This window comes from Sphingobacterium spiritivorum (assembly GCF_016724845.1).
GTDB classification, from domain to species: Bacteria; Bacteroidota; Bacteroidia; order Sphingobacteriales; family Sphingobacteriaceae; genus Sphingobacterium; species Sphingobacterium spiritivorum_A.
Genome location: NZ_CP068082.1, coordinates 2,239,246 through 2,261,669, shown reverse-complemented (window position 1 = coordinate 2,261,669; position 22,424 = coordinate 2,239,246). Strand labels below are relative to the sequence as shown.

Below are 22,424 nucleotides of genomic sequence, written 5' to 3'. Positions count from 1 at the left end.
AGTTAAAAGACTACAATTATGTCCGTTTTATTGTAATTCGATGAATTCAATATTAAAAAATTTGTGTATAAAGTTCAAAATAGGTACATTTACACGCTAAATTGAAAATCTGAAGGTAATCAAGTAATGAAGATTTAAATCTTTTAAAGCATTTTAAATTTTTGGTACAGTTATTGTTTAGATTGTTAGTGTTAAATAAAGTTAAAGAAAACAATTAAAATTTTAATAACCTTAAAAACAAGAGTATGAACTATTCTACAATTAAAAAAACAGCTATCGCTGCTTCATTAGTAGCCGCTCTAGGTTACGCTGAAGTTGCTCAAGCGCAACAACCAACAGTATTTGGCGGAAGATCACAATACAGAACTTGGTCTATCGGTGTACAAGGTGGTATTACTACTCCTAACGTACTTGTAGGTGGATCTAATGCATTCGGTCAAAAAGTAGGTCTTTTCCAAAATAAAGTTGGTGAGTACTACGGATTAACTGTTCGTAAACAATTCTCTCACCTGTTCGGTTTAGAATTAGAAGGTAACAGAGGTAAGATCAAAACTTACAATCATGATGTATCTGGTCCTAAGGCTGAAACTGCAAACGGAGCAAGATCTGCACAAGTTGATGTAAACTGGGCTGCTAGCTTAAACGGTGTATTCCAATTGGGTACTATCGACTTCTTGAGAAGAGAAAATGCAGTTAATTTCTACGCTAAAGTAGGTTTAGGAGTAATGGCTTCAAACCCTATCCAGTATGCTAACAACGATTTCACTGGTGCTGAAGTTTACAACAACAAAGGTAAATGGGGTGAAGAAATCTTTGGTGACAGAACTAACACAGGCGACAGAGATAACAAATTAGGCGCTTTCGTACCAGTTGGTGTTGGTGTTAAATTCAAATTATCTGAAGTTGTTGCCTTGAACTTAGGTTACACAATGAACTTCACTGATGACAACTTGTTATACGGTCCGGGTAGAGTTGACTACAAAGGTAAATTCTCTAACGTATACGGTGGTTTAGAATTCACTTTAGGTTCAAGAGACAAACAAAACTTGACTTTTGCTAACCCAGTTGCTACATTATACGATGAGTTGAAAGATCCTTCATTGAAAAACGAAGTTGAAGCTTTGAAACAACGTGTATCTACTTTAGAAGGAACTGTTGATCAGTTAGGTAAAGATTCTGACGGTGACGGTGTATCTGATAAATTTGACAAATGCCCTAACACTCCTGCTGGAACAGTAGTTGATGGTTCAGGATGTCCAATCAAATTCCCAGAGCCAGTTGTTAACAACATCACTGCTTCTACAGGTCAGTACGGTAGCATCCAATTCGAATTCGATAGCTCTGTATTGAAAACTGAATCTTACTCTACTTTAGACAGATTAGCTAAAGAATTGCGTGATAACAATTCATCAGTAACTTTAGATGGTTATGCATCTGCAGAAGGTACTGAAGCTTACAACATGACTCTTTCTAAAGACCGTGCTAACGCAGTTAAACAATACTTAGTAAACGCTGGTGTTACTGCTGCTAAAGTTACAGCTAACGGTTACGGAGAGGCTAACCCAGTAGCATCTAATGCAACTGAAGAAGGTCGTATCCAAAACCGTCGTGTTGAGATCAAAAAATAATTATTCTTAATCCGAATAATTTAACATACAAAGCCTTCCCGAAATTCGGGAAGGCTTTTGTGTTTTAAACACATTTACTTTATTTATTGTACCTTTGTACTATTATTTCCATAAAATGTGGAAAACATATACATCATATATTCAACAAAAAGTCTTATTTTTCTTTTAAGATTAGTGAATGGGATTATGATTTCTAAATAGAAAGGAATACGATGGAAGAAGAATTCGAATTTGGTTCTCCTGAAGAACAAAAGTTTTCGGTTGACCGCTATGAAGAAATGATCAGAAATGAAGATCAATATTTCTTTGACACGAAGGCTTTTGAGGGAATCATCGACTATTATATGGATAAGAATGATCCTATAAAAGCCCTACAGGTTGTCGACTATGCAATCAACCAGCACCCCTTTGAAACCAATTTCTTTTTGAAACAAGCACAGCTCTTTGCTGCGACAAATCAGTTTCACAATGCATTGGCATCACTGGATAAAGCGGAACTTCTGGAACCTTCGGAAGGAGATATTTACCTTATAAAAGGAAGTATACTCGGGTCTCTGAATAACTTTGAGGAAGCGCATCAAAACTTACAGAAAGCACTCGAACTGACAGATAGTAAAGATGAGGTATTTTATCAGATAAGCGGGTTATATCAGGCGCAGGGAGATTATGAGAAAGCAGTATATTACCTGCGAAAATCTTTGGAACTGAATATGGAAAATCAGGATGCTCTATATGAACTGGCATTCTGTTATGATGTACTGGATAAACAGGAAGAAAGCGTCGATTTTTACCTGCAGTATATTGACAATGACCCCTATTCTTATGCCGCATGGTACAATCTGGGTAATGCTTACCATAAACTAAGTCAGTACAGAGAAGCTATAGATGCATACGACTATGCCATTTTAATAAAAGAGAACTTCTCTTCAGCCTACTTCAACAAAGGTAATGCACTGGTTAATCTGGATTGCTTCAAGGAGGCCATAGAGGTATATAAACATACTTTCGAGTATGAACCTCCGAGTGCTGAAACATATTGTGCCATTGGAGAGTGTTATGAAAAATTAGAGCAGATGGACGAAGCCCGCCAATATTACAAAAAAGCAGTAAAGCTGGACAGTAATATGGGTGATGCCTGGTTTGGTATAGGCGTAACGTTAGATTTTGAAGAACGCTATTTCGAATCGCTTCATTTTTACAAAAAAGCACTGGACATAGACGGGCAGAATCCGGATTACTGGTTTGCCATTGCGGATGCGCGCTATAAGTTAAAACAACTGGATGAAGCTGAAAAGGCATATGCAAAGGTAGTCGAGCTTAACCCCACAGATGTTGAAGCATGGTTAGACTTTTCATCTATCTACTTTGAGCAAAACAAATTTGTAGAAGCAATAGATACTATAGCAGATGCGATCAACAACAATCCGGAAGCGGCAGAACTGTACTACCGAATGGTTGCTTATTTATTTGCAAACGGTCAGTATAATGAAGCGTTAAACTTCCTGGAATTAGGACTCGCTACAGATCCGCAGAAGCACTATATTATTTTTGAATACCTGCCTCAATTGCAGGGAAACAAAATTATTGTTGATATCATAAAAAAATACGCTTTATAACGAACATGAAAAAATTAGGGCTCATTGGATTTCCGCTAGGTCATTCCTTTTCCAAAAAGTACTATTTAGAAAAATTTGAAAAAGAACACATCCAGGGCATTGATTATAACTTATATCCGTTAGAAGACATTCATCAGTTTCCTGATCTCTATCAGGAAACTGATGGTCTTTATGGCGTAAATGTCACCATACCTCACAAACAAACAATTATTCCTTTTCTGCATGAATTATCTCCGGAAGCACAGCAAATGAATGCTGTAAATTGTATCCAGATCAAAAAAAATGGAGAAGGATATCATCTGAAGGGATTTAATACAGATGCATTCGGTTTTGAAGAATCACTGAAGCCCTTACTCAAACCTCATCATAACAAAGCACTTATTCTGGGCAACGGTGGCGCTGCACAGGCAGTTGTTTTCTCTCTGAAGAAATTAGGTATCCCTTATCAGTTTGTAAGCCGGACAAAAACAGATACCAATCTTACCTACCCGCAACTGAATGGTGCAATTATAAAAGAGCATACTCTCATTATCAACTGTTCACCCTTGGGAACTTATCCGAATGTAGATACTTGCCCGGATATCCCTTATGAGAGTATTTCAAAAGAGCACTTACTCTATGATCTGGTATACAATCCCGAAGTCACTTTATTTCTGAAAAAGGGACTGGAACAAGGTGCCGAAATCAAAAACGGATATGAAATGCTTTTACTTCAGGCTGAGAGAAACTGGGTTATCTGGAACGAAGCATAATGAGGACTTTTGTTTTATATTTGTTATTCGCCTTTTCATTCAGTGCTATATTTACAGCCTGTCAGGAAGACTATTCCCCGAAGCCAAGAGGTTATTTCAGAATTGAATTTCCGGATAAAAAGTATAAGATGACGCAGACAGGCTGTCCTTTCGATTTCGAAATACCTGCCTATGCTACATTGGAAAAGGATCGGGAAAAAGATGCCAAACCCTGTTGGTTGAATCTCGATTTCCCTCAATTCAATGCGCGTCTTCACCTCAGTTATTTTGACATCAATAAAAATGTCTCTTTTCAGCAGTTAAGCGAAGATGCACGAACATTTGCTTTCAATCATACCGTCAAAGCTACCGCAATAGAACAAAAAAGAATCAATAAGGAAGATCGCCGTATATTTGGTGTACAATACCTTATCAGGGGAAATACAGCATCCAATGATCAGTTTTTTGTATCCGACAGTACACATCATTATTTAAGAGGAGCGTTATATTTCAATGAAAAACCGCACCTCGATTCCATACAACCGGTTTTAGATTTTATTAATGCGGATATTGAACGTATCATCCAAACAATACATTGGAAATAAATCGTATTTTTGAAGACTATGGTACATTTAAAGCAATTTGTCTGCAATCCCTATCAGGAAAACACGTACGTACTTTATGATGATAAAGGCTTCTGTGTGATCATTGATCCCGGAATGTATGGGAAAGCAGAAGAAGATCTTTTCTTATCATTTATTGAAGAGCATAAGCTAAATCCTGTTTTACTGCTGAATACCCACTGTCATATTGATCATGTATTAGGCAATAAATTTGTACATGAGCACTTTGGTCTTTTACCTCAGTTTCATGAAGGAGAACTTCCATTACTGATAGAAGTACAGAATTATGCCCCGCAAATGGGCATACGTTATGATATTTCTCCTATTGGAGAACATTTTTTACCTGAAGAAGGTACTGTCAGCTTTGGAGACAATGTCTTGAAACTGATATTCGTTCCCGGCCATTCACCTGCACACTTATGTTTCTATCATGAATCCCAAAAATTTATAATAGGGGGAGATGCGCTTTTTAGAGGTAGTATCGGAAGAACAGATTTACCTGGAGGAAATCATAATCAATTACTAAAAAGTATTCAGGAAAAGCTCTACACCCTACCGGAAGATGTCATCGTATATCCAGGGCATGGACCTTCAACCACTATTGGAGAAGAGAAAAGAACCAATCCTTTTATAAGAGCATAAAAGAAAGTCCAAACCATGAATCTGTCCTACTTTTTTGCCAAACGATACCTGTTCTCTAAAAAATCGGTTAATGCTATTAACATTATTTCGATGATTAGTGTTATAGGTGTGTTGGTTAGTAGTGCAGCACTGGTTATCGTATTATCTTTTTATAATGGAATGGAAAAGCTTATTCTCTCGATGTTCAGCACATTTTCTCCGGAACTTCGTATTGAACCTGCAGAAGGCAAGCTTTTCTCTACGAAAAACCAACTCTTTGAAGAGCTCCGCAAAAGCAAGGATATCAAAAGTTACAGTGAAGTTCTTGAAGAGAAAGCCCTTTTACAGTTTGGCAATCATCAGTTTATTGGCAAACTGAAAGGTATAGAACCAAATAGTCTCCATCAACATGCTTCTGACAGCATGCTTTATGCTGGAGAATTTGAAATTTTCAAAGAGGATGTCAGCTACGCCATTATCGGTGCAAATGTCCAGGCAAATTTACAAATACCTATAGTTGGTCTGAGAAATACAATGCTGATCAATTCTCCCAGGAAAGGATCTACTAATGCTGTTAATCCTGCAGATGATATTATACAAAGGGGAATCAGTCCGAGAGGAGTACTCAAATATCAGCAAGGATTTGACGATCTGGTGATCACTCCTATTGACTTTGCCAGAGATGCACTCGGCGAGTATGATAAGGTATCTGCGATAGAAATGTACACCAGACAGCCCGAAAAGCTTGCAGAAATCGAAAAACAGATACAAGACAAACTCGGGAAAGATTTTAAAGTCTTAAATCGTGAAGAACAAAACCCAACACTTTATAAAACCGTCAGCACGGAAAAATGGGCAGTATTCTTTATTCTTACTTTTATCGGTATCATTGCCATATTCAATATTATCGGATCTATGACCATGCTGGTCATTGACAAACGTCAGGATATGATTATTTTGAAAAGTCTGGGAGCTGAAAACACCCTGATACAACGCATCTTTTATAATGAAGGAATGCTGATTGCCCTTATCGGGAGTGTAAGTGGTATTATTATAGGATATGTCTTTTGCTTTTTGCAGGATACTTTTGGATTCATCCGTACCGGTGAAGGCAATAATAGTATAATTGATGCTTACCCGGTAGATATAAGGCTCAGTGACTTCCTGCTGGTCTTTTTAACTGTATTATTAGCTTCTGTACTTATATCATACTTATCATCACTTTTAAGTGTGAAAGCAATAGGAGATCTCAAAGCAGAAAGCGGTGAGTAAAAGCAGACATTTTTATCTCACAAAAAAATCTAATTTCACGTTTCGATTATCACAACAGAGTTCATCGAACGATAAGCTACCCGGCTTGTAAATGTTCATCTCTCCCCACTCTACTTCTACTTATCCCGAAATATAAAAGATATTTTTATTACAAAAATCCATTTCGGACGCAATAACCGAAGGGTACCTTTAAAGTTGTGACCTTAAATTAGCAGATTTCATCTGAACAGGTCTGACCTCAATACTTCAAAAATCTATATATTTTATTTAAACATCCGAATCGGAATGAGATACATGTTTCATATAATTTCCGATACACTCCTACACTTTTTAACACCGCCTTCTATTTAAACTAACATTTGATTAAAAACCTTTACCAATAGCCTTCAAAGAAAGTCTTTAAAGAAAAAAAAGAGCAAAAAAGAGAGGGGAAATCAAAACAAAAAGCCATAAAATACACAATATTGTTTTGATGGTTAAATAATTATTACTACATTAACGGAATAAACCAAAAAAATTTTTAGTTTTCTCAAATGACATATTCAGTTTTATTCCCTTATAATCAATAACAAATATTAATTCATAAAGACATAAAAGAAATCTAATTAATACATTTGATCAAATCAAACTAAAACAACCTCAAAATTAAATATTATGAAAAATACATTTACTTGAATGCTTAATAAAACAAATCCGTAAACCGAAATTATACTGATCAGATTGCACCTATATCCTAACTCTTTCTGAAATCACCAAATTTAACCATAAGACACATTATGCACTTGCGTAGGGTCATTTAATACTATCAAATCCAATTACATGTATACTAAATATACCAATCCGATTGGTGTTACCAATCGGAAACACTACAAAACATTACTTATGATGATACAAACCATCATGATACTAATTATGCTATTTACACAGGCAAATGCCGAAATTCGCTCTCCTGCGGACAGATCATTTGAAGTCATCCCTCTAAAATCTTCTCCACTCTCTCATAACTCCTCAAATTGCAATGAAGAAAATTTTTATCTCAAAAACATAAAAAAGACAGAAAACCAGCAGATCATTACGAAAATAAACGGCATCGTAACTGATACAACTGGCATTCAGATACAGGGAGTTTCTATTTCCAACAAAAGAACGGGAATTAGTACTTCAACAGATGCAGAAGGAAAATTTACAATAGATGCAGAAGAAGGCGATGTACTCGTATTTTCATCAGTCGGTTATATCAGAAAAGAAGTTCACATTCTAGATGCTCAATCTAAACTTACGATAATACTAAAAGATGAAGAAAATCAATTAGATCAGGTGGTAATTACAGCACTGGGAGTCAAAAAAGTGGGTAAATCTGTAACTTATGCAATGACTGAACTTAAAGGAGATCAATTTGATAAAGCGAAAGAAACAAATGTGGCTAATGCGCTGACCGGTAAAATTGCCGGAGTAAATGTTAGTAGTACAGCCACTGGTCCTAATGGGTCAAGTAGGGTGGTGATAAGAGGAAATGGCTCCCTTAATGGCAATAATCAGCCCATGTATGTAATAAACGACTTGCCAATTGATAATACTCAGCTCAATCTTCCTGTTATAGGCAACGGAGCAAATCTGCCCCGGATAAATGTAGACCGGGGAGATGGTACAACAGTCATTAATCCTGAGGATATCGAAAGTATAACTGTTCTGAAAGGCGGCACAGCAGCAGCTTTGTATGGAGCCAATGCTGCAAATGGTGTAATTCTTATTCATACGAAGAGAGGCACCCCACAAAAAGGCATCGGAATTGATTACAGCTCTTCTTACACAAGTGAAAGCGTTGCAATTGTACCGGATTGGCAATATGAATACGGAGCCGGAGACAAAGGAAAAAAGCCACTCACCCAATCCGATGCAGTAAGTATGGGGCGCTGGTCATGGGGGGCTAAAATAGATGGAAGCGATGTGATTCAATTTGATGGAGTCAAAAGACCATATAGTCCGCAAAAAGATAATATCAGAAATTTCTACAGAGCCGGAAACACTTTTACGAACTCCGTTGCTTTATCAGGTGGTACCGAAAAAGCTACTGGACGCCTTTCTCTTTCCGATATGAATAACCGAAGTGTTGTTCCAAATGCGAACTTTAATAGAAAGACAATCAACATTGCTAATGATGTTAACTTAACAGACTGGCTGAAATTTGGCATTGTCGCACAGTACAATATCGAAAAGTCTAACAACAGGCCTACGGTGTCCGATGCCGAAGCGAATCCTAACTGGGGAGCTTATATGATTGCCAATACGGTAGATATAAGAAATCTGGCTCCCGGATACGATGCAAACGGAATAGAAATGGCATGGAACCCTGTTCCTATAGCGACCAATCCGCAATATGTTATTAATAAAATAAAAAATAACGACACCAAGAATCGGTTTATCGGAATGTTGAATGTGAAATTAAATTTTACACCAGATTTGTTTTTAGTTGGCCGTGTGGGTCAGGACTACAGCAACTACAACTTTACGGGGTATATCCCTAAAACAACGCTGAATAACCCTATAGGTTACTTGCAAAGTTCAAAAATGATACTGTCTACTCTTAATTCAGAAGCGATTCTTAACTATACAAAAAAAAATATCTTAGAAAACATTTCACTGAATGCCATGTTAGGAATAAACTCTCGTTCAACACTTAGAGATGAAACCCGAATAGAAGGATCCGGGTTTATTCTGGACGATGTTTATTCTTTAACTAATCTTTCAACTGTAAGCTACACCTACCCATACGGGAAGACAAAAACCAATTCCGTATATGGTGCTTTAGATTTGGATTACAAAAATGTATTTTTTTTAAATTTTACCGGCCGTCAGGATTGGTTCTCTACACTTTCCCCTAAAAATAATTCTGTTTTCTATCCATCCATCGGAACCAGTTTAATAATATCAGATATTTTCAAAATGCCGAACTGGATTTCGTATGCTAAGCTCAGGAGTTCTTGGGCACAGGTTGGTGGAGCGACACCGGATCCTTATGCATTACACCCTTCCTTTATCTTATCACAGGGTGGACATAACGGACAGCAACTTCAGGGATACACCAACTATAGGGTACCGAATGCGACTTTAAGTCCATTGACATCTACAACCTTTGAAGCGGGAACGGACTTAGGTTTTTTCAGAAACCGGTTGAATATTGATTTCGCATGGTATGACCGGTCTACGACGAATGATATTGTAGAGACAACGATTTCAAATTCATCAGGAGCAACCACCTCTCTACTTAATATTGGAAAAATGAGAAACAGAGGAATAGAACTCCTAATAAATGGAAAGATTTATAGATCTGGGAATTTCTCATGGGACGTCACTCTAAATGGCTCTTATAACAAGAATACAGTAGAGGCTCTTACCGACCAGTTAAACTCTATTTCTATGGCAACTTCAGTAAATGGCTATGCAATAATAGCTAGTGACGTTGGCAGACCTTACAGCGTTATCAAAGGTTACAGACCTCTTACAGACGGTAAGGGAAATATCGTTTACAATGTAAGTGGGGGTTCTGCGACTATTGCAAGAGGACCTTTGGAAGAACTCGGTCTAGGAGTACATCCTCTGGGAATCGGGCTGAGTAATGACTTTAAATACAAGTCACTTACTCTTGGATTCTTAATTGACGGAAAATTCGGAGGCAGTCTATTCTCCGGGACAGACTTATACGGAACCAGAATGGGTCTTACAAAACTTACTTTAGAAGGACGGGAAAACGGATTACCGATAAAAGGTGTAGATATAAACGGAAACCCAATTGATATGACTATAGCTCCGGAAAATTTACGAACCTATTATGATGGCATGAGAAATATTTCATCCATGTTTGTCTATGATGCCAGCTTTATAAAGTTAAGACAGTTAGTTGTCGGATATAAACTACCTGCAATAAAAAGATTGCCTGCAGTACGAGAGATATCTGTATCTCTTGTTGCCAGGAATCTACTTATTCTTTACAAAAAGACCCCAAATGTTGATCCTGAATCCGTTTTCAGCGCTGGAAATGCACAGGGAATTGAACAATTCGGAGTTCCAAGAACACGAAGTTTCGGATTAGGACTCAATGTCAAATTGTAAGAGTTTTATAACAAACAAATTAAATGATATGAATAAAATAATAATATATACACTTTGTGCGCTGACAATATACGTCTCCTCCTGTACAAAAGGCTTTGAAGAAATTAACACCAATCCCAATTCAGTAGAAACCGCAAATCCGGATTTTGTATTTAGTAAATCTCAGCTGGAAGGACTTAGTAATAGTTACTTTTTTACCTCTGTATTGCAATGTGGCCAAATGATGCAACATTACGCCACTTACAAGGAAGCATCCGGGGTGGGAGATAAATATCTGGACAACGAAGTATACTACTCTTCTTATTTTTCACAAGCTTATCCAAACGCTATAAATCAGATAACACTGGTGTTAAATAAACTAAGAGAGGAACCAAAAAACCGTAATAAATTTAACATGGCCAGAATATGGAAAGTATATTTATACCATCGTTTTACTGATTTATACGGAGATATTCCTTACACTGAAGCCGCGAAGGCTTATGAAGATAAAATCTTTTTGCCTAAATACGACAGTCAGGAATTTATCTATAAAGATATGCTGAAAGAGCTGGAAGAAGCTGCATCAGCACTTGATGTCTCCAAAGCAGGGTTTGGCAAATCTGACTTAATCTATGATGGAGATATAAATAAATGGAAAAAATTTGCCTATTCACTCATGCTTCGCTTAGGAATGCGCTTAACTAAAGTAGATAAGAACCTTTCCAAAGAATGGGTAATTAAAGCAATTAATGGTGGTGTCATTTTTAACGGCATTGATAATGCTGTTATGAAATATACTGACGGGCCCAATGATTTCAACAGGAATCCATCTGCAATTGATTTAGTACGACTAGATTATTCCAGAGGATCCAATGGTAGAACAAATAATGAAGGAGGCAAATTCAGTAAGACGTTCATAGATCTCTTAAAGTCGACATCAGACCCCCGAATAAGTGTGTATTCAGGAGTATGGGAAGGAAATATACAAAACACAAATCCGGCGATACAAAAAGGTTTTCCTAATGGGGTAAATATAGCCCCAAGCCCTGCTGAACAAGCAACTTACTCTGAGCCTAACCAGAACACTGTCCTTCGAATGGATGCACCACTCCTGCTATTGGGCAATGTAGAAACGCAACTTTATCTTGCGGAAGCCTCTTTGCGAGGATGGTACACCGAATCGGCTAAAACACTTTATGAAAATGCGGTTAAAGCCTCTTTCCTCAATATGGCAATATATGGAGCATCCTATGCTATTAACGATGCCACAGCTTACCTTACTACTAACCCTTTTAAAGAAACAGGGACTTTTGAAGAAAAAATGAACCAGATACACACACAATTATGGATAGGATTGTTTGTAGATGAACAAGAGGTATATGCAAACTGGAGAAGAACAGGTTATCCACAGTTAATACCCATAAACTTTGCGGGTAATGTGACCAATGGAACCATACCAAGAAGGATTAAATATCCTACAAGTGAGTATTCGGTGAACTATATCAATCTTACAAAAGCATTGGATCGTCAGGGTAGAGATGCATTCACAACAAGAATATGGTGGGATAAATAACATCTAAATAAACTATGAATATTCTAATCCTTTCATTATGTATCATTGTGCTGGTACTTCAAATAGTCAGATTTAAGATCAATCCTTTTATCGCATTTATAACCACATCTTTATTAGCAGGGCTTACATTAGGTGTACCTGTTGAAAAGCTCGCTGATACTATCCAGAAAGGTTTTGGAGACATGCTCGGTTCTATTACATTGATTATTATTTTTGGAACTTGTATAGGAAAACTCACTGTTTCTTCAGGTGCAGCATCTGTAATAGCAGACACAGTTATGAAGTGGACCGGGAAAAGTATGTGCGTTTAGGACTTCTTATTACAGGGTTTATTGTCGGAATACCCTTATTTTACAGTGTAGGGTTTATACTATTGGTACCTCTTATTTTTTCAGTAGCCTATCAGTTTAAATTACCCAAGGTTTACATCGCGATTCCTATGTTAGCCTCTCTGTCGGTTGCACACGGTTTTTTGCCCCCTCACCCATCTCCTATGTCATTAAACAGTATGCTACATGCAGATATAGGGCTAGTCCTTGTCTATGGAATTATTATAGCAATACCCACATTACTTATTGCGGGTCTGCTATTTTCTAATACATTGAAGAATATTAAAACCAGAGAGACTAGCACATTCAACGTAACAATGAGTACAACTGCTTCAGGTACAACAAGACCTGCTTTCTGGATAAGCATTACCTCCGCACTATTTCCGGTATTCGGTCTAAGTATAACAACATTACTTCCTCTGATGTGGAATAATGAACATGTAAGCACAATATGCAAAACCATAGGCGAACCCAGTATTATTATGTTATTATCATTAGTCATATGCACTTATACCTTGGGTTTCAGAGTTGGAAAAAACATGAAATCAATAATGGATGAATTTGTAGAGGCCATCAAGGATGTTGTTCTTATTATACTCATTATCGGGGGGGCGGGTAGCCTGAAAGAAATCATGATAGTCAGCGGTGTCAGCCAGACCATTGTAGATAACCTGAGCCAGATCAATATTCATCCCTATTTGCTGGCATGGTTAATGGCCGCTCTCATAAGAATATGTGTGGGTTCCGCAACCGCAGCTGGTTTAATGACAGCAGGCGTTTTATTGCCTATATTGCAACTCAATAATCTGGACGCGAATCTGTTAGTACTTTCTATTGGAGCCGGGAGCTTAATGTGCTCCCATGTGAATGATCCCGGATTTTGGCTATTCAAAGAATATTTCGGGACAAGCATGAAAGATACCTTAAAATCCTGGACTGTAATGGAATCTTTAGTCTCTATTCTGGGAATTGTTTTTATTTTTATCCTTAATACTATTATACACTAAAAAATATGAATAATCTATTGCCACAAGAAAAATTTGAAACACTTGGACTTTCTCTGCCCCCTGCTCCTGAGCCTTTAGGTATATATAAGCCTTTTTTGGTAGATGGTAAATATCTGTATTTATCAGGACATGGTCCCGTACAGGATGACAAATCACTTATTATCGGAAGGATTGGAGAAGATATGGATATAGAGAAAGGAAAGCTTGCCGCAAGACAGGTCGGACTAACCATGCTGTCCACTATTGTTACGAACTTTAATAGTTTGAACGCAGTAAAACGAGTGGTAAAAGTATTTGGTATGGTCAATTGTACTTCAGATTTCTTAAGACACCCATATGTCATTAATGGGTGTAGTGAACTTTTCGCTGAAGTATGGGGCAAAGAAAACGGTATAGGCGTAAGAAGCGCTGTGGGGATGGGGTCCTTGCCTGATAATATTCCTGTAGAAGTAGAAGCTATCTTCGAATTATATTAATAAATCGGTATGCAACAAAAATGGTGGGAGATAAATCCTAAAACTCTGGCAGATACGCCATTCCTGGCACTCTATTCTGATCGAATCAGCCAGAATATCAAGCAACTAATTGCTGCTGTAAACGGAGATGTATCAAAACTGAGACCGCATGTGAAGACACATAAATTAGGCGAGATCCTGGAATTATTCAAAGTTTACGGAATTAATAAAGTGAAATGTGCAACTGTCTCAGAGGCCGAACTATGTGCCATGCATGGCATCAAAAACATATTATTAGCATATCAGCCTGTGGGACAGGTAAAACAAAATCGCTGGCTGACATTGATTAAAAAGTATCCGGAAATTTTATTTTCCACCATTGTAGATAATTTAGAAGTCACAAACGAGCTTTCTAAGCTGGGTCAGAGTAAGAATGAGATTTTTAGTATATATCTTGATATCAATACCGGCATGAACCGAACAGGTGTGGAGTTTAAAAGTAACTGGGATGATCTGCTTTTCCAGATCCATGAACTCCCTAATATTCAACATTTAGGACTTCATATCTACGATGGACATTTACACGGCACCGAAAATGAAAGAACACACTTTGCTTCTGAAGCATTTTCTTTGATTAAAGAGAAGCTTCACACTGTCGAACAGAAGCTGAATACTAAAATGAAGATTGTCGCTGGTGGCTCAGGAACTTTTCCATTTTACGCCACTGCGGAAAATGTTGAATGTAGCCCCGGCACCTTTGTATTTTGGGACATAAATTATCAGATCAATTTACCAGAGCAAAACTTTTTAGCTGCACTCTTGGTAGTAGGCACAGTTGTATCTAAACCGACAGAAAATACTTTATGTATTGATATCGGGTATAAAGCAGTAGCTTCAGAAAATTCTCTTGATAAGCGTCTGGTAATTCTTAATGACACGAACCTTGTCCCTGTTTCGCAATCAGAAGAACACCTTGTTGTTGAAAACAAAGGAAATCAACAATATAGGTTAGGAGATATAATCTATGCTATACCCTATCATGTATGTCCCACCTGTGCTTTACATGACACCGTTTACGTAGTCAATTCTCAACAAGCTATACAAGAGCAATGGACTGTCCTTGCCCGTAAAAGAAAAATCACTATTTAAACAAAACGCTATGTTCATATTTGATGCACACCTGGATCTTAGCATGAATGCTATGGAATGGAACCGGGATCTTAGAAACAATGTACACACTCTGCGCCAATTAGAGCAAGGGATGGATGATAAGCCAGACAGAGGACGGGCTACAGTATCCTTTCCCGACCTGCGGAAAGGAAATATAGGTATTGTAGTAGCAACTCAAATTGCACGATTTGTAAAACCAGATAGCCTAATTCCTGGATGGAATTCTCAACAACAGGCATGGGCACAGACGCAGGCGCAGATCTCCTGGTACAAATGTATGGAGGAAGCTGGTGAAATGGTCTCTATTACAGATGTACAATCTTTACAACAGCATATCGCATTATGGAATAATGGAACACCGAATGACAAAAAACCTATCGGCTATATACTAAGTTTAGAAGGAGCAGATTCTATTGTGGATATCTCATATGTAGAAAGAGCATATAATTATGGATTACGTGCCATCGGCCCGGCACATTACGGCCCCGGGTGCTATGCCAACGGAACTGACTCTACCGGAGTAATAGGTAAGAGAGGAATAGAACTATTAAAAGAAATGGAGCGACTCCATATTATTCTGGATGCAACTCATTTATGTGACGATGCCTTTTGGCAGGCTTTAGATAATTATAGCGGTCCTGTATGGGCAAGTCATAATAATTGCCGAAGTTTAGTAAATCATAATAGACAATATGATGATGCACAAATTAAAGAGCTTATAGCTCATGGCGCCGTTATCGGAGGAGCACTAGACGCCTGGATGTTAGTTCCGGACTGGAAAAGAGGCCTTTCTACTCCTCTGAGTATGCAATGTAACCTGGAAACTGTTTTTAAGCACATGGATCATATCTGTCAACTTGCCGGAAATACTTTTCATATTGGTATTGGATCCGACCTTGATGGTGCTTTCGGAACAGAACAATGTCCTTATGATTTGGATACAATAGCCGACTTACAGAAATTAGTATTAATATTCAGAGATCACGGCTACTCAGAAGAAGACCTGAAAAATATCTTCCATCAAAACTGGATTAATTTTCTGATGAAGAACTGGAATTAAAACAGATACTTATTTCTTAAACAGATTAATTATACTCTTTTATCGAAAAGCTGTTTTTTACATCCCTATTTCAACTGATAAAATGTAAAATACAAACATTCAATAATTTTAAGAACGAGATATAATAGTGTCCAAACTGAAGTAGGTAGGTATTCTTTCTAAAATGGCCATTACGCAGAATGAAATACTAAAATCAATTAAGTAAGCAGAGATTCGGTGTTTATTAATACTTTAACTTCTTCCGGCTATCATCACCCTTGAAAATATCATTGATCAAACTACCCCAGGCAAAAGGGTTAAGCAAAGGGTTGGCATATTTTTGATTAATAGCTTTATTTGTCAATCCAATATGTCTTTGTGTAGAATTAAAATTCTGAATCTCTTCTGCACTTCTTGGCGTTATCCTGGCTAACGCTGCCAGTGCTTCAGGTGAAACACTTCTGCGTGCAGTGGTTATGGCGTCATCTCCGACACGTAGTGCCATAAAAGCCATATTAAATTCTTCTATACTAGCCCAGGGAAAGGGTGTAACCATAGGCAATTCTTTGACAAGACTCTTCATCTGAATTGCAGCTGTATATTTATCTTCAGAAGTATTGGGAACCACAAATTCTGTAGGATCGTATCCGATTGAAGAAAAACGTACTGTATCACCTACATGGGCTACAAAAGAGAAAAAACCTTCATGGTTGGCCACAAAAACCTGATCCTGGCGATCTCCATTCCGGATCGTAACAAATGGTACTGGAAGTTCAGAACCTATTGCATGAATAATCCCGCTAAACTGAACAATCTTCTTTTCCTGAGCAAAGGAAAAAACGGAAGACCAGATAAGCAAGATCGTGAAAACAATATGTTTAGGGTTTATTACCATACTCACAAAACTACACATTTGTGCGCTACACGGCTGTTAAAATGTGTTAATAGTTAAAAGTCAGTAGTTTGCTACAAAACCTTTGGAGAAGGAATAGTTGCATTCGGGTCATCCGCACTTGTAATATTCAGAGCTTCAACCGAAGTGATCTCAGGAACTGCCTTTTTGATCGCCTGCTCTAATCCTGCTTTAAATGTCATGATACTCATCGAACAAGATGCACAAGCTCCCGTCAACTTAAGTTTCACAACATTCTCAGGTGTGATTTCCTCTAAACTTACATTACCTCCATCTGTCTCTAAATAAGGTCTAATTGTATCTAAGGCCTGTTCAACTCTCTCGTGTAACGTCATTTTTAATTAGTTAAATCTTTATGATTTGTAAATATAGTGAATTATTCAGAATTCTATCGTACCTTGTCAAGGTAACATTAATTTTTCAACAACAGTATGACAAAATATACTTATTCTGTGTCGTCAGTAACTCTCGTTAAAGTTTGTTAAATTCAAAGATAGAATTGTTCAAAACTTATCTTTCCCTTATATTGCACATCAAAATTTAATTGACTATTATATCAAATTCCCTTATCTTTGTAAAATGTTTTTAAATAGGCGTTTAGTGGCAGTTGTTGCCGGATTATTGCTCATTGTATTTATTAGTGGCTGTAAGAGCAAGTTTGAGAAGTTGCGGGCCAGCAATAATTTGGCTTTAAAATACCAGGAGGCTGTCAAATTTTACGAAAAAAAGAAATATACGAAAGCCTTAGCCCTATTTGACGACTTAATGCAACGTTACAGAGGACAGGCCGAAGCGGAAGATTTATATTACTATACAGCATATACAAACTACCGTCTAAAAGACTATACTTCTGCTCGTTATCATTTCAAACAGTTTGCACAGACTTTTCCAAACAGTGCAAAAGCTGAGGAATGCCGGTTTATGACGGCTTATTGTTTTTACCTGGATTCCCCGCGGTCTTCACTGGATCAGGAAAATACACGTAAGGCTATCGATGAGCTGCAATTGTTTGTCAATCTTTATCCGGAATCTGAGAAAGCAAAAGAAGCCTCAGATCTGATTCAGCAATTAAGGGATAAACTGGAGAAAAAAGCATTTTCAAATGCTAAGCTATATTACGATATGGGGCTTAATGATGATTACAAAGCCGCTGTTATCGCATTAGAGAATGTACTTAAAGACTATCCGGATACAAAGTATGCTGAAGAGATCAATTATCTGATTATCAAAGCGCAATTCAGATATGCCGAAAAAAGTACGCCTCGCAGACAGGAAGAACGTTACAGCAAGGTAATTGATTATTATCAGGACTTTGTAGATGATTATCCGGAAAGCAAACACCGTAAAGAAGTAGATGATATCAGAAAAGATTCTGAAACAAATATGGCCGTAGCTATCAAAAGATGGAACGAGATCAAAAAATCTATTGAAGAACAAGAAAGAGAGTTGGGTGTTAACCAACAACGTGAAAGTACTGAAGAAGTAAAGAAATAAATAAGAAATAAGTAATACCCATTTGATATGAGTCAAACAAATAATAACAGTCTTCCAAATTCAACGGTTACACGTGATTTGAGACAATTGGATAAAGGTACTGATAACCTATACGAGTCTATCGTTGTCATTTCCAAAAGAGCTAATCAGGTTGCTGTTGACATGAAAGAAGAGTTAAACGGTAAGCTTGCTGAATTTGCCAGTAACAACGATAATCTGGAAGAAGTATTCGAAAACCGCGAACAGATCGAGATTTCTAAGCACTATGAGCGTATGCCTAAGCCTACTCTTGTAGCTATCGATGAATTCCTTCACGATAAAGTGTACTTCAGAAACCCTTCTAAAGAACAAGAATAATCCCATTCTGATGTCTTTACAAGGCAAAAATATTGTAATTGGTGTATGCGGCAGTATTGCCGCATACAAAATTGCGACTCTCGTAAGACTCCTTGTAAAAGAAAAAGCAGCCGTACAGGTCATTATGACTCCGGATGCAGTCGAATTTATTACTCCGCTCACTCTTTCTACCCTTTCCAACAAACCTGTACTGGTCGATTATTTTGACAAGAAAACCGGTTCATGGAATAATCATGTTCACCTCGGGCTGGAAGCCGACCTTTTACTGATCGCTCCTGCCACGGCTAATACTTTAGCCAAAATGGCGAACGGACAATGTGACAACCTTCTTACAGCTGTTTATTTATCCGCCAAATGTCCTGTTTTTGTTGCTCCTGCTATGGATCTGGACATGTGGAAGCACCCGGCGACACAGCGCAACATTGCATTGTTAAAGAGTTATAACAATGCCATAATACATCCGGGTACCGGAGAACTTGCCAGTGGTCTGACAGGCGAAGGACGCCTCGCCGAACCGGAGGAGATTTTAGCGCTCCTAAGCGACTACTTTACCCGGAGCCAACCCTTGTCGGGTAAAAAAGCTTTAGTTACGGCAGGCCCCACCTATGAAGCTATTGATCCTGTCCGTTTTATCGGTAATCATTCCAGCGGAAAAATGGGATATGCAATTGCTGAAGAATTGAAAAATCAGGGCGCTCAAGTCACATTAGTATCCGGACCTACACACTTAAGTGCACCAAGTGATGTAAACAGAATTTCTGTTATCTCTGCTAATCAAATGCTGGAGGCTGTAAATACATGTTTTGACACGGCTGATATTATCGTCATGAGTGCTGCAGTAGCAGATTATACTCCTGAAACAGTGGCAGATCAGAAGATCAAAAAGAAAGAAGATACTTTTGCTATTCCTCTCAAAAAGACGACCGATATACTGGCAACCTTAGGTAAGAGAAAAACAGACAAACAAGTGCTTATCGGTTTTGCGCTGGAGACAAATAACGAGCTTGAGAATGCAAAAGGCAAGCTACAAAAGAAGAATCTGGATTATATTATCCTCAACTCTATGCAAGATAAAGGCGCCGGATTTTCTACAGATACAAATAAAGTAACGATTATTGCTAAAGACGGAACCTTAAAAGAGTTTTCTCTAAAAACTAAACAGGAAGTGGCCAAAGATATCTGTAATATCATCCTTCGGCATCCCTATCCTTCAAATTGAGCTTATAAATAAGCTATTCTACTTTCCTTCGGATAATAATTATTGATTCTGTTCGCCAGGATCTTTATCCACCCCAATTTTACATTTTTATAGGTGACCAACGTCCAACCATTCTTCAAACTATGCTCCGGATCAATATTCTCCTTCCGCAGGTAATTCTGTGCTTCCTCCAATGTGAGCTCAAGAGTGGGAATATTAGCTTTAATAGCTGTACTTAATGCTAGTCCATGTGCCGGAATAAGCTCTTTACCAGCCAGTTTACCAATATTTGTTCCGGCATTCTTCAGGTAAAGTACATTCTGCAGAATCTTCAGGTCTGTTTCATAATCTTTGGGAAATATATGCACATTCTCATGATGAAGAAAAGCTGTATGTGTTGACGCATTATTTAACCAATGCTCTATAATTCCATTCGGAACATCCGATTTTTCAGGTTTGATCTTTTTTCTGTTAAATGTTTCCTGAAATTCTGTTTTGACAAATGCAGTGATGAAAAAACCTTCACCTTTAACCTTATGCGGGTAGAATCTATAGCCAAAGCATGCTGAAATATCAGATTGTGTTTCTTCGATTCCCCACTCTTCACCAACAGGAATCTGAATAGATTTTAGTCCATACTCCTTTACTAGCCAATCTGCAATATCTTCATTTTCCTCCTGTGAATAGGAACACGTTGAATATAGAAGAATACCATCCGTTTTAAGGCAATCCATCGCTTCAGCCAAAATTCGTTGCTGGCGTTCACTGCAAAGCTTTACATTAGCCTCGGACCATTCATCTATAGCTCCGCTATCTTTACGAAACATTCCTGAACCGGAACATGGAGCATCAATCAACAGCAAATCAAAATATCCCGGCAGTCTTTTAAAAGCACTGGGATCATTATTAGTTATTACAACATTGGAATTACCCCAACGCACCATATTTTCCATTAAAATAGGTACCCGTGTCTTTATAATTTCGTTAGCAACCAAAAGACTCTGCGGATGAAGATAACTATTTAAAAGAGTGGTTTTTCCTCCGGGTGCAGCACATAGATCCAATGCTTTAAGCGGCTCGCCATCAAGTTTAAGATGTTGGATAATATGAGAAATAAACATAGATGATGCATCCTGAGAATAATAACATCCCGCATGATATAAAGGGTCTAAAGTAAAAGAAGGCCTTTCTTCGAGATAAAACCCACGGTCACACCAGGGAATTGGTTCTGCATGAGCGAATGGAGCTGCTGTTATTTTCTTTTCATTGATACGGATTGAACTCTGCCTTTCCCCCTTCTCGTGAATATCGATAAAAGCTTGCTCATCAAACAATGGATTAGCTCCTAATTTGCGAATTAAGGAATTGGGGAGAATATTACTCATCTTGATTATCTTATATAAGCAGTAAAGTTAATCATTCTCAAAAAAAGTGCAGAACATAATTACAAAAGTGACATCAGTAATAAATCATTACCTTTGTAGCAGAAATAATGATATGAAAGATTTTAAAAAATATTTTATAATACCCGCAACTCCGGATGAGGTATATCTGGCACTTACAACAGAGATTACTGCACGCTTATGGACAGGGGACGAAGCATCCATAGATCCTGTAGAAGGTGGAGAATTTTCGATGTGGGACGGAGCGATCATAGGAAAGTTTATCAGCTTAGAACCAAGTAAAAAGATTGTACAGCAATGGTATTTCGGTGAACAGGAAGAGCCTTCTATTGTTACACTAAAACTACATGAACATAAAAAAGGAACATCTCTTGAAGTTAATCACATTCATATTCCTGATGAAGCATTTGATGATATTGCAGATGGCTGGAGTAACCCATATATGGCTTCATTAATCGAATTTTACGAAGAAGATTAATATAAAGAGCCTAATGCAACAAAAAAGCCCATTGAAAATACATATTTCAATGGGCTTTTTTGTTGTGCTGCTTGAATAACAGTCTTTAACCTCTCTCTCCATACATCGGATCTCTCCTTAAAAAGGTGAGAAGAACAGTTCGGTTAACAGTTGTAGTTTGTATGGCGCAAGCATTAGCGCAGCGATGCTTGTGCCTTTGTAGTATTCCGGGTGTGGACACCCGAAAACACTCCTAACTCGTCTGTTGGTGTCTCACCAATAGCATAGAAGTGAAGCAGCTAAAAGGTAATAAAAGGATACACTTGTAATATCGGTCTTTAACCTCTCTCCCGATAAATCGGATCTCTCCTTAAAAAGGAGAGAAGAACAGTTCGGTTAGCTGTTGTCATTTGTATGGCGCAAGCTTTAGCGTAGCGCTGCTTGTGCCT

18 protein-coding genes and 1 pseudogene are annotated in these 22,424 nt (G+C 37.8%); 16 read left to right on the top strand and 3 right to left on the bottom strand.

Features of this window, described 5'->3' with window-relative positions; genetic code table 11:
- Nucleotides 1-245: 245 nt before the first annotated feature.
- From I6J03_RS09530 to I6J03_RS09475, 12 genes and pseudogenes are all read left to right on the top strand, one after another.
- A complete protein-coding gene (locus I6J03_RS09530; RefSeq protein WP_003013116.1) occupies nt 246-1,628 on the top strand; it encodes an OmpA family protein in 1,383 nt (460 codons plus the stop codon).
- Nucleotides 1,629-1,840: 212 nt separating this feature from the next.
- Nucleotides 1,841-3,244: a tetratricopeptide repeat protein gene (locus I6J03_RS09525; RefSeq protein ID WP_003013119.1), complete on the top strand. Its 1,404-nt coding sequence runs from the start codon at nt 1,841-1,843 to the stop codon at nt 3,242-3,244.
- Nucleotides 3,245-3,249: 5 nt separating this feature from the next.
- Nucleotides 3,250-3,996, top strand: a complete 747-nt coding sequence (locus I6J03_RS09520) for a shikimate dehydrogenase family protein (RefSeq protein WP_003013122.1) — start codon at nt 3,250-3,252, stop codon at nt 3,994-3,996.
- The gene (gldD, locus tag I6J03_RS09515; protein WP_003013124.1) at nt 3,996-4,580 is read left to right on the top strand and encodes a gliding motility lipoprotein GldD; all 585 of its coding nucleotides are present in this window, start codon (nt 3,996-3,998) and stop codon (nt 4,578-4,580) included. Before I6J03_RS09520 ends, gldD begins: the two co-directional genes overlap by 1 nt.
- A gap of 18 nt (nt 4,581-4,598) precedes the next feature.
- On the top strand, nt 4,599-5,240 hold the full coding sequence (locus I6J03_RS09510) for an MBL fold metallo-hydrolase (RefSeq protein ID WP_003013126.1): 642 nt from the start codon (nt 4,599-4,601) through the stop codon (nt 5,238-5,240).
- Nucleotides 5,241-5,255: 15 nt separating this feature from the next.
- Nucleotides 5,256-6,491 carry an FtsX-like permease family protein gene (locus I6J03_RS09505; RefSeq protein ID WP_003013128.1) on the top strand — a complete coding sequence of 412 codons (1,236 nt, stop codon included), beginning with the start codon at nt 5,256-5,258 and terminating at the stop codon, nt 6,489-6,491.
- Nucleotides 6,492-7,310: 819 nt separating this feature from the next.
- Nucleotides 7,311-10,601 (top strand): SusC/RagA family TonB-linked outer membrane protein, encoded by a 3,291-nt coding sequence (locus I6J03_RS09500; RefSeq protein WP_003013130.1) that lies wholly within the window; start codon nt 7,311-7,313, stop codon nt 10,599-10,601.
- Nucleotides 10,602-10,629: 28 nt separating this feature from the next.
- Nucleotides 10,630-12,153, top strand: a complete 1,524-nt coding sequence (locus I6J03_RS09495; protein ID WP_039990601.1) for a SusD/RagB family nutrient-binding outer membrane lipoprotein — start codon at nt 10,630-10,632, stop codon at nt 12,151-12,153.
- A gap of 14 nt (nt 12,154-12,167) precedes the next feature.
- Nucleotides 12,168-13,489, top strand: a pseudogene (locus tag I6J03_RS09490) (GntP family permease).
- A gap of 5 nt (nt 13,490-13,494) precedes the next feature.
- Complete coding sequence (locus I6J03_RS09485; RefSeq protein WP_003013139.1) at nt 13,495-13,965, top strand: RidA family protein; 471 nt, start codon at nt 13,495-13,497, stop codon at nt 13,963-13,965.
- 9 nt (nt 13,966-13,974) lie between these two features.
- Nucleotides 13,975-15,093 carry a D-TA family PLP-dependent enzyme gene (locus I6J03_RS09480; RefSeq protein WP_003013141.1) on the top strand — a complete coding sequence of 373 codons (1,119 nt, stop codon included), beginning with the start codon at nt 13,975-13,977 and terminating at the stop codon, nt 15,091-15,093.
- Between the two features lie 10 nt (nt 15,094-15,103).
- Nucleotides 15,104-16,174 carry a dipeptidase gene (locus I6J03_RS09475; RefSeq protein ID WP_039990602.1) on the top strand — a complete coding sequence of 357 codons (1,071 nt, stop codon included), beginning with the start codon at nt 15,104-15,106 and terminating at the stop codon, nt 16,172-16,174.
- 223 nt (nt 16,175-16,397) lie between these two features.
- On the opposite strand, the gene I6J03_RS09470 is transcribed toward I6J03_RS09475, so the two are convergent.
- Nucleotides 16,398-17,048, bottom strand: a complete 651-nt coding sequence (locus I6J03_RS09470; protein WP_039990603.1) for a hypothetical protein — start codon at nt 17,046-17,048, stop codon at nt 16,398-16,400.
- A gap of 71 nt (nt 17,049-17,119) precedes the next feature.
- Complete coding sequence (locus I6J03_RS09465; protein WP_003013147.1) at nt 17,120-17,401, bottom strand: NifU family protein; 282 nt, start codon at nt 17,399-17,401, stop codon at nt 17,120-17,122.
- 244 nt (nt 17,402-17,645) lie between these two features.
- Here I6J03_RS09465 and I6J03_RS09460 point away from each other — a divergent pair, with 244 nt between their 5' ends.
- Genes I6J03_RS09460 through coaBC form a run of 3 tightly spaced genes read left to right on the top strand, consistent with a single transcriptional unit; the run spans nt 17,646 to nt 20,136 of the window.
- On the top strand, nt 17,646-18,560 hold the full coding sequence (locus I6J03_RS09460) for an outer membrane protein assembly factor BamD (protein ID WP_003013149.1): 915 nt from the start codon (nt 17,646-17,648) through the stop codon (nt 18,558-18,560).
- Between the two features lie 27 nt (nt 18,561-18,587).
- Nucleotides 18,588-18,917: a DNA-directed RNA polymerase subunit omega gene (locus I6J03_RS09455; protein WP_003000319.1), complete on the top strand. Its 330-nt coding sequence runs from the start codon at nt 18,588-18,590 to the stop codon at nt 18,915-18,917.
- A 10-nt stretch (nt 18,918-18,927) separates the two neighbouring features.
- Nucleotides 18,928-20,136: a bifunctional phosphopantothenoylcysteine decarboxylase/phosphopantothenate--cysteine ligase CoaBC gene (gene coaBC / locus I6J03_RS09450; RefSeq protein ID WP_003013150.1), complete on the top strand. Its 1,209-nt coding sequence runs from the start codon at nt 18,928-18,930 to the stop codon at nt 20,134-20,136.
- A 2-nt stretch (nt 20,137-20,138) separates the two neighbouring features.
- On the opposite strand, the gene I6J03_RS09445 is transcribed toward coaBC, so the two are convergent.
- On the bottom strand, nt 20,139-21,500 hold the full coding sequence (locus tag I6J03_RS09445) for a methyltransferase RsmF C-terminal domain-like protein (protein WP_003013152.1): 1,362 nt from the start codon (nt 21,498-21,500) through the stop codon (nt 20,139-20,141).
- 112 nt (nt 21,501-21,612) lie between these two features.
- Between I6J03_RS09445 and I6J03_RS09440 the strand changes: the two genes are divergently transcribed.
- On the top strand, nt 21,613-21,996 hold the full coding sequence (locus I6J03_RS09440) for an SRPBCC family protein (RefSeq protein WP_003013155.1): 384 nt from the start codon (nt 21,613-21,615) through the stop codon (nt 21,994-21,996).
- Nucleotides 21,997-22,424 lie beyond the last annotated feature (428 nt).

Excerpts from the sequence above, each read along its gene's own strand:
- I6J03_RS09530 (WP_003013116.1), top strand. The coding sequence starts at position 246 with ATGAACTATTCTACAATTAAAAAAACAGCTATCGCTGCTTCATTAGTA.
- I6J03_RS09525 (WP_003013119.1), top strand. The coding sequence starts at position 1,841 with ATGGAAGAAGAATTCGAATTTGGTTCTCCTGAAGAACAAAAGTTTTCG.
- I6J03_RS09520 (WP_003013122.1), top strand. The coding sequence starts at position 3,250 with ATGAAAAAATTAGGGCTCATTGGATTTCCGCTAGGTCATTCCTTTTCC.
- gldD (WP_003013124.1), top strand. The coding sequence starts at position 3,996 with ATGAGGACTTTTGTTTTATATTTGTTATTCGCCTTTTCATTCAGTGCT.
- I6J03_RS09510 (WP_003013126.1), top strand. The coding sequence starts at position 4,599 with ATGGTACATTTAAAGCAATTTGTCTGCAATCCCTATCAGGAAAACACG.
- I6J03_RS09505 (WP_003013128.1), top strand. The coding sequence starts at position 5,256 with ATGAATCTGTCCTACTTTTTTGCCAAACGATACCTGTTCTCTAAAAAA.
- I6J03_RS09500 (WP_003013130.1), top strand. The coding sequence starts at position 7,311 with ATGTATACTAAATATACCAATCCGATTGGTGTTACCAATCGGAAACAC.
- I6J03_RS09495 (WP_039990601.1), top strand. The coding sequence starts at position 10,630 with ATGAATAAAATAATAATATATACACTTTGTGCGCTGACAATATACGTC.
- I6J03_RS09485 (WP_003013139.1), top strand. The coding sequence starts at position 13,495 with ATGAATAATCTATTGCCACAAGAAAAATTTGAAACACTTGGACTTTCT.
- I6J03_RS09480 (WP_003013141.1), top strand. The coding sequence starts at position 13,975 with ATGCAACAAAAATGGTGGGAGATAAATCCTAAAACTCTGGCAGATACG.
- I6J03_RS09475 (WP_039990602.1), top strand. The coding sequence starts at position 15,104 with ATGTTCATATTTGATGCACACCTGGATCTTAGCATGAATGCTATGGAA.
- I6J03_RS09470 (WP_039990603.1), bottom strand. The coding sequence starts at position 17,048 with ATGGTAATAAACCCTAAACATATTGTTTTCACGATCTTGCTTATCTGG.
- I6J03_RS09465 (WP_003013147.1), bottom strand. The coding sequence starts at position 17,401 with ATGACGTTACACGAGAGAGTTGAACAGGCCTTAGATACAATTAGACCT.
- I6J03_RS09460 (WP_003013149.1), top strand. The coding sequence starts at position 17,646 with ATGTTTTTAAATAGGCGTTTAGTGGCAGTTGTTGCCGGATTATTGCTC.
- I6J03_RS09455 (WP_003000319.1), top strand. The coding sequence starts at position 18,588 with ATGAGTCAAACAAATAATAACAGTCTTCCAAATTCAACGGTTACACGT.
- coaBC (WP_003013150.1), top strand. The coding sequence starts at position 18,928 with ATGTCTTTACAAGGCAAAAATATTGTAATTGGTGTATGCGGCAGTATT.
- I6J03_RS09445 (WP_003013152.1), bottom strand. The coding sequence starts at position 21,500 with ATGAGTAATATTCTCCCCAATTCCTTAATTCGCAAATTAGGAGCTAAT.
- I6J03_RS09440 (WP_003013155.1), top strand. The coding sequence starts at position 21,613 with ATGAAAGATTTTAAAAAATATTTTATAATACCCGCAACTCCGGATGAG.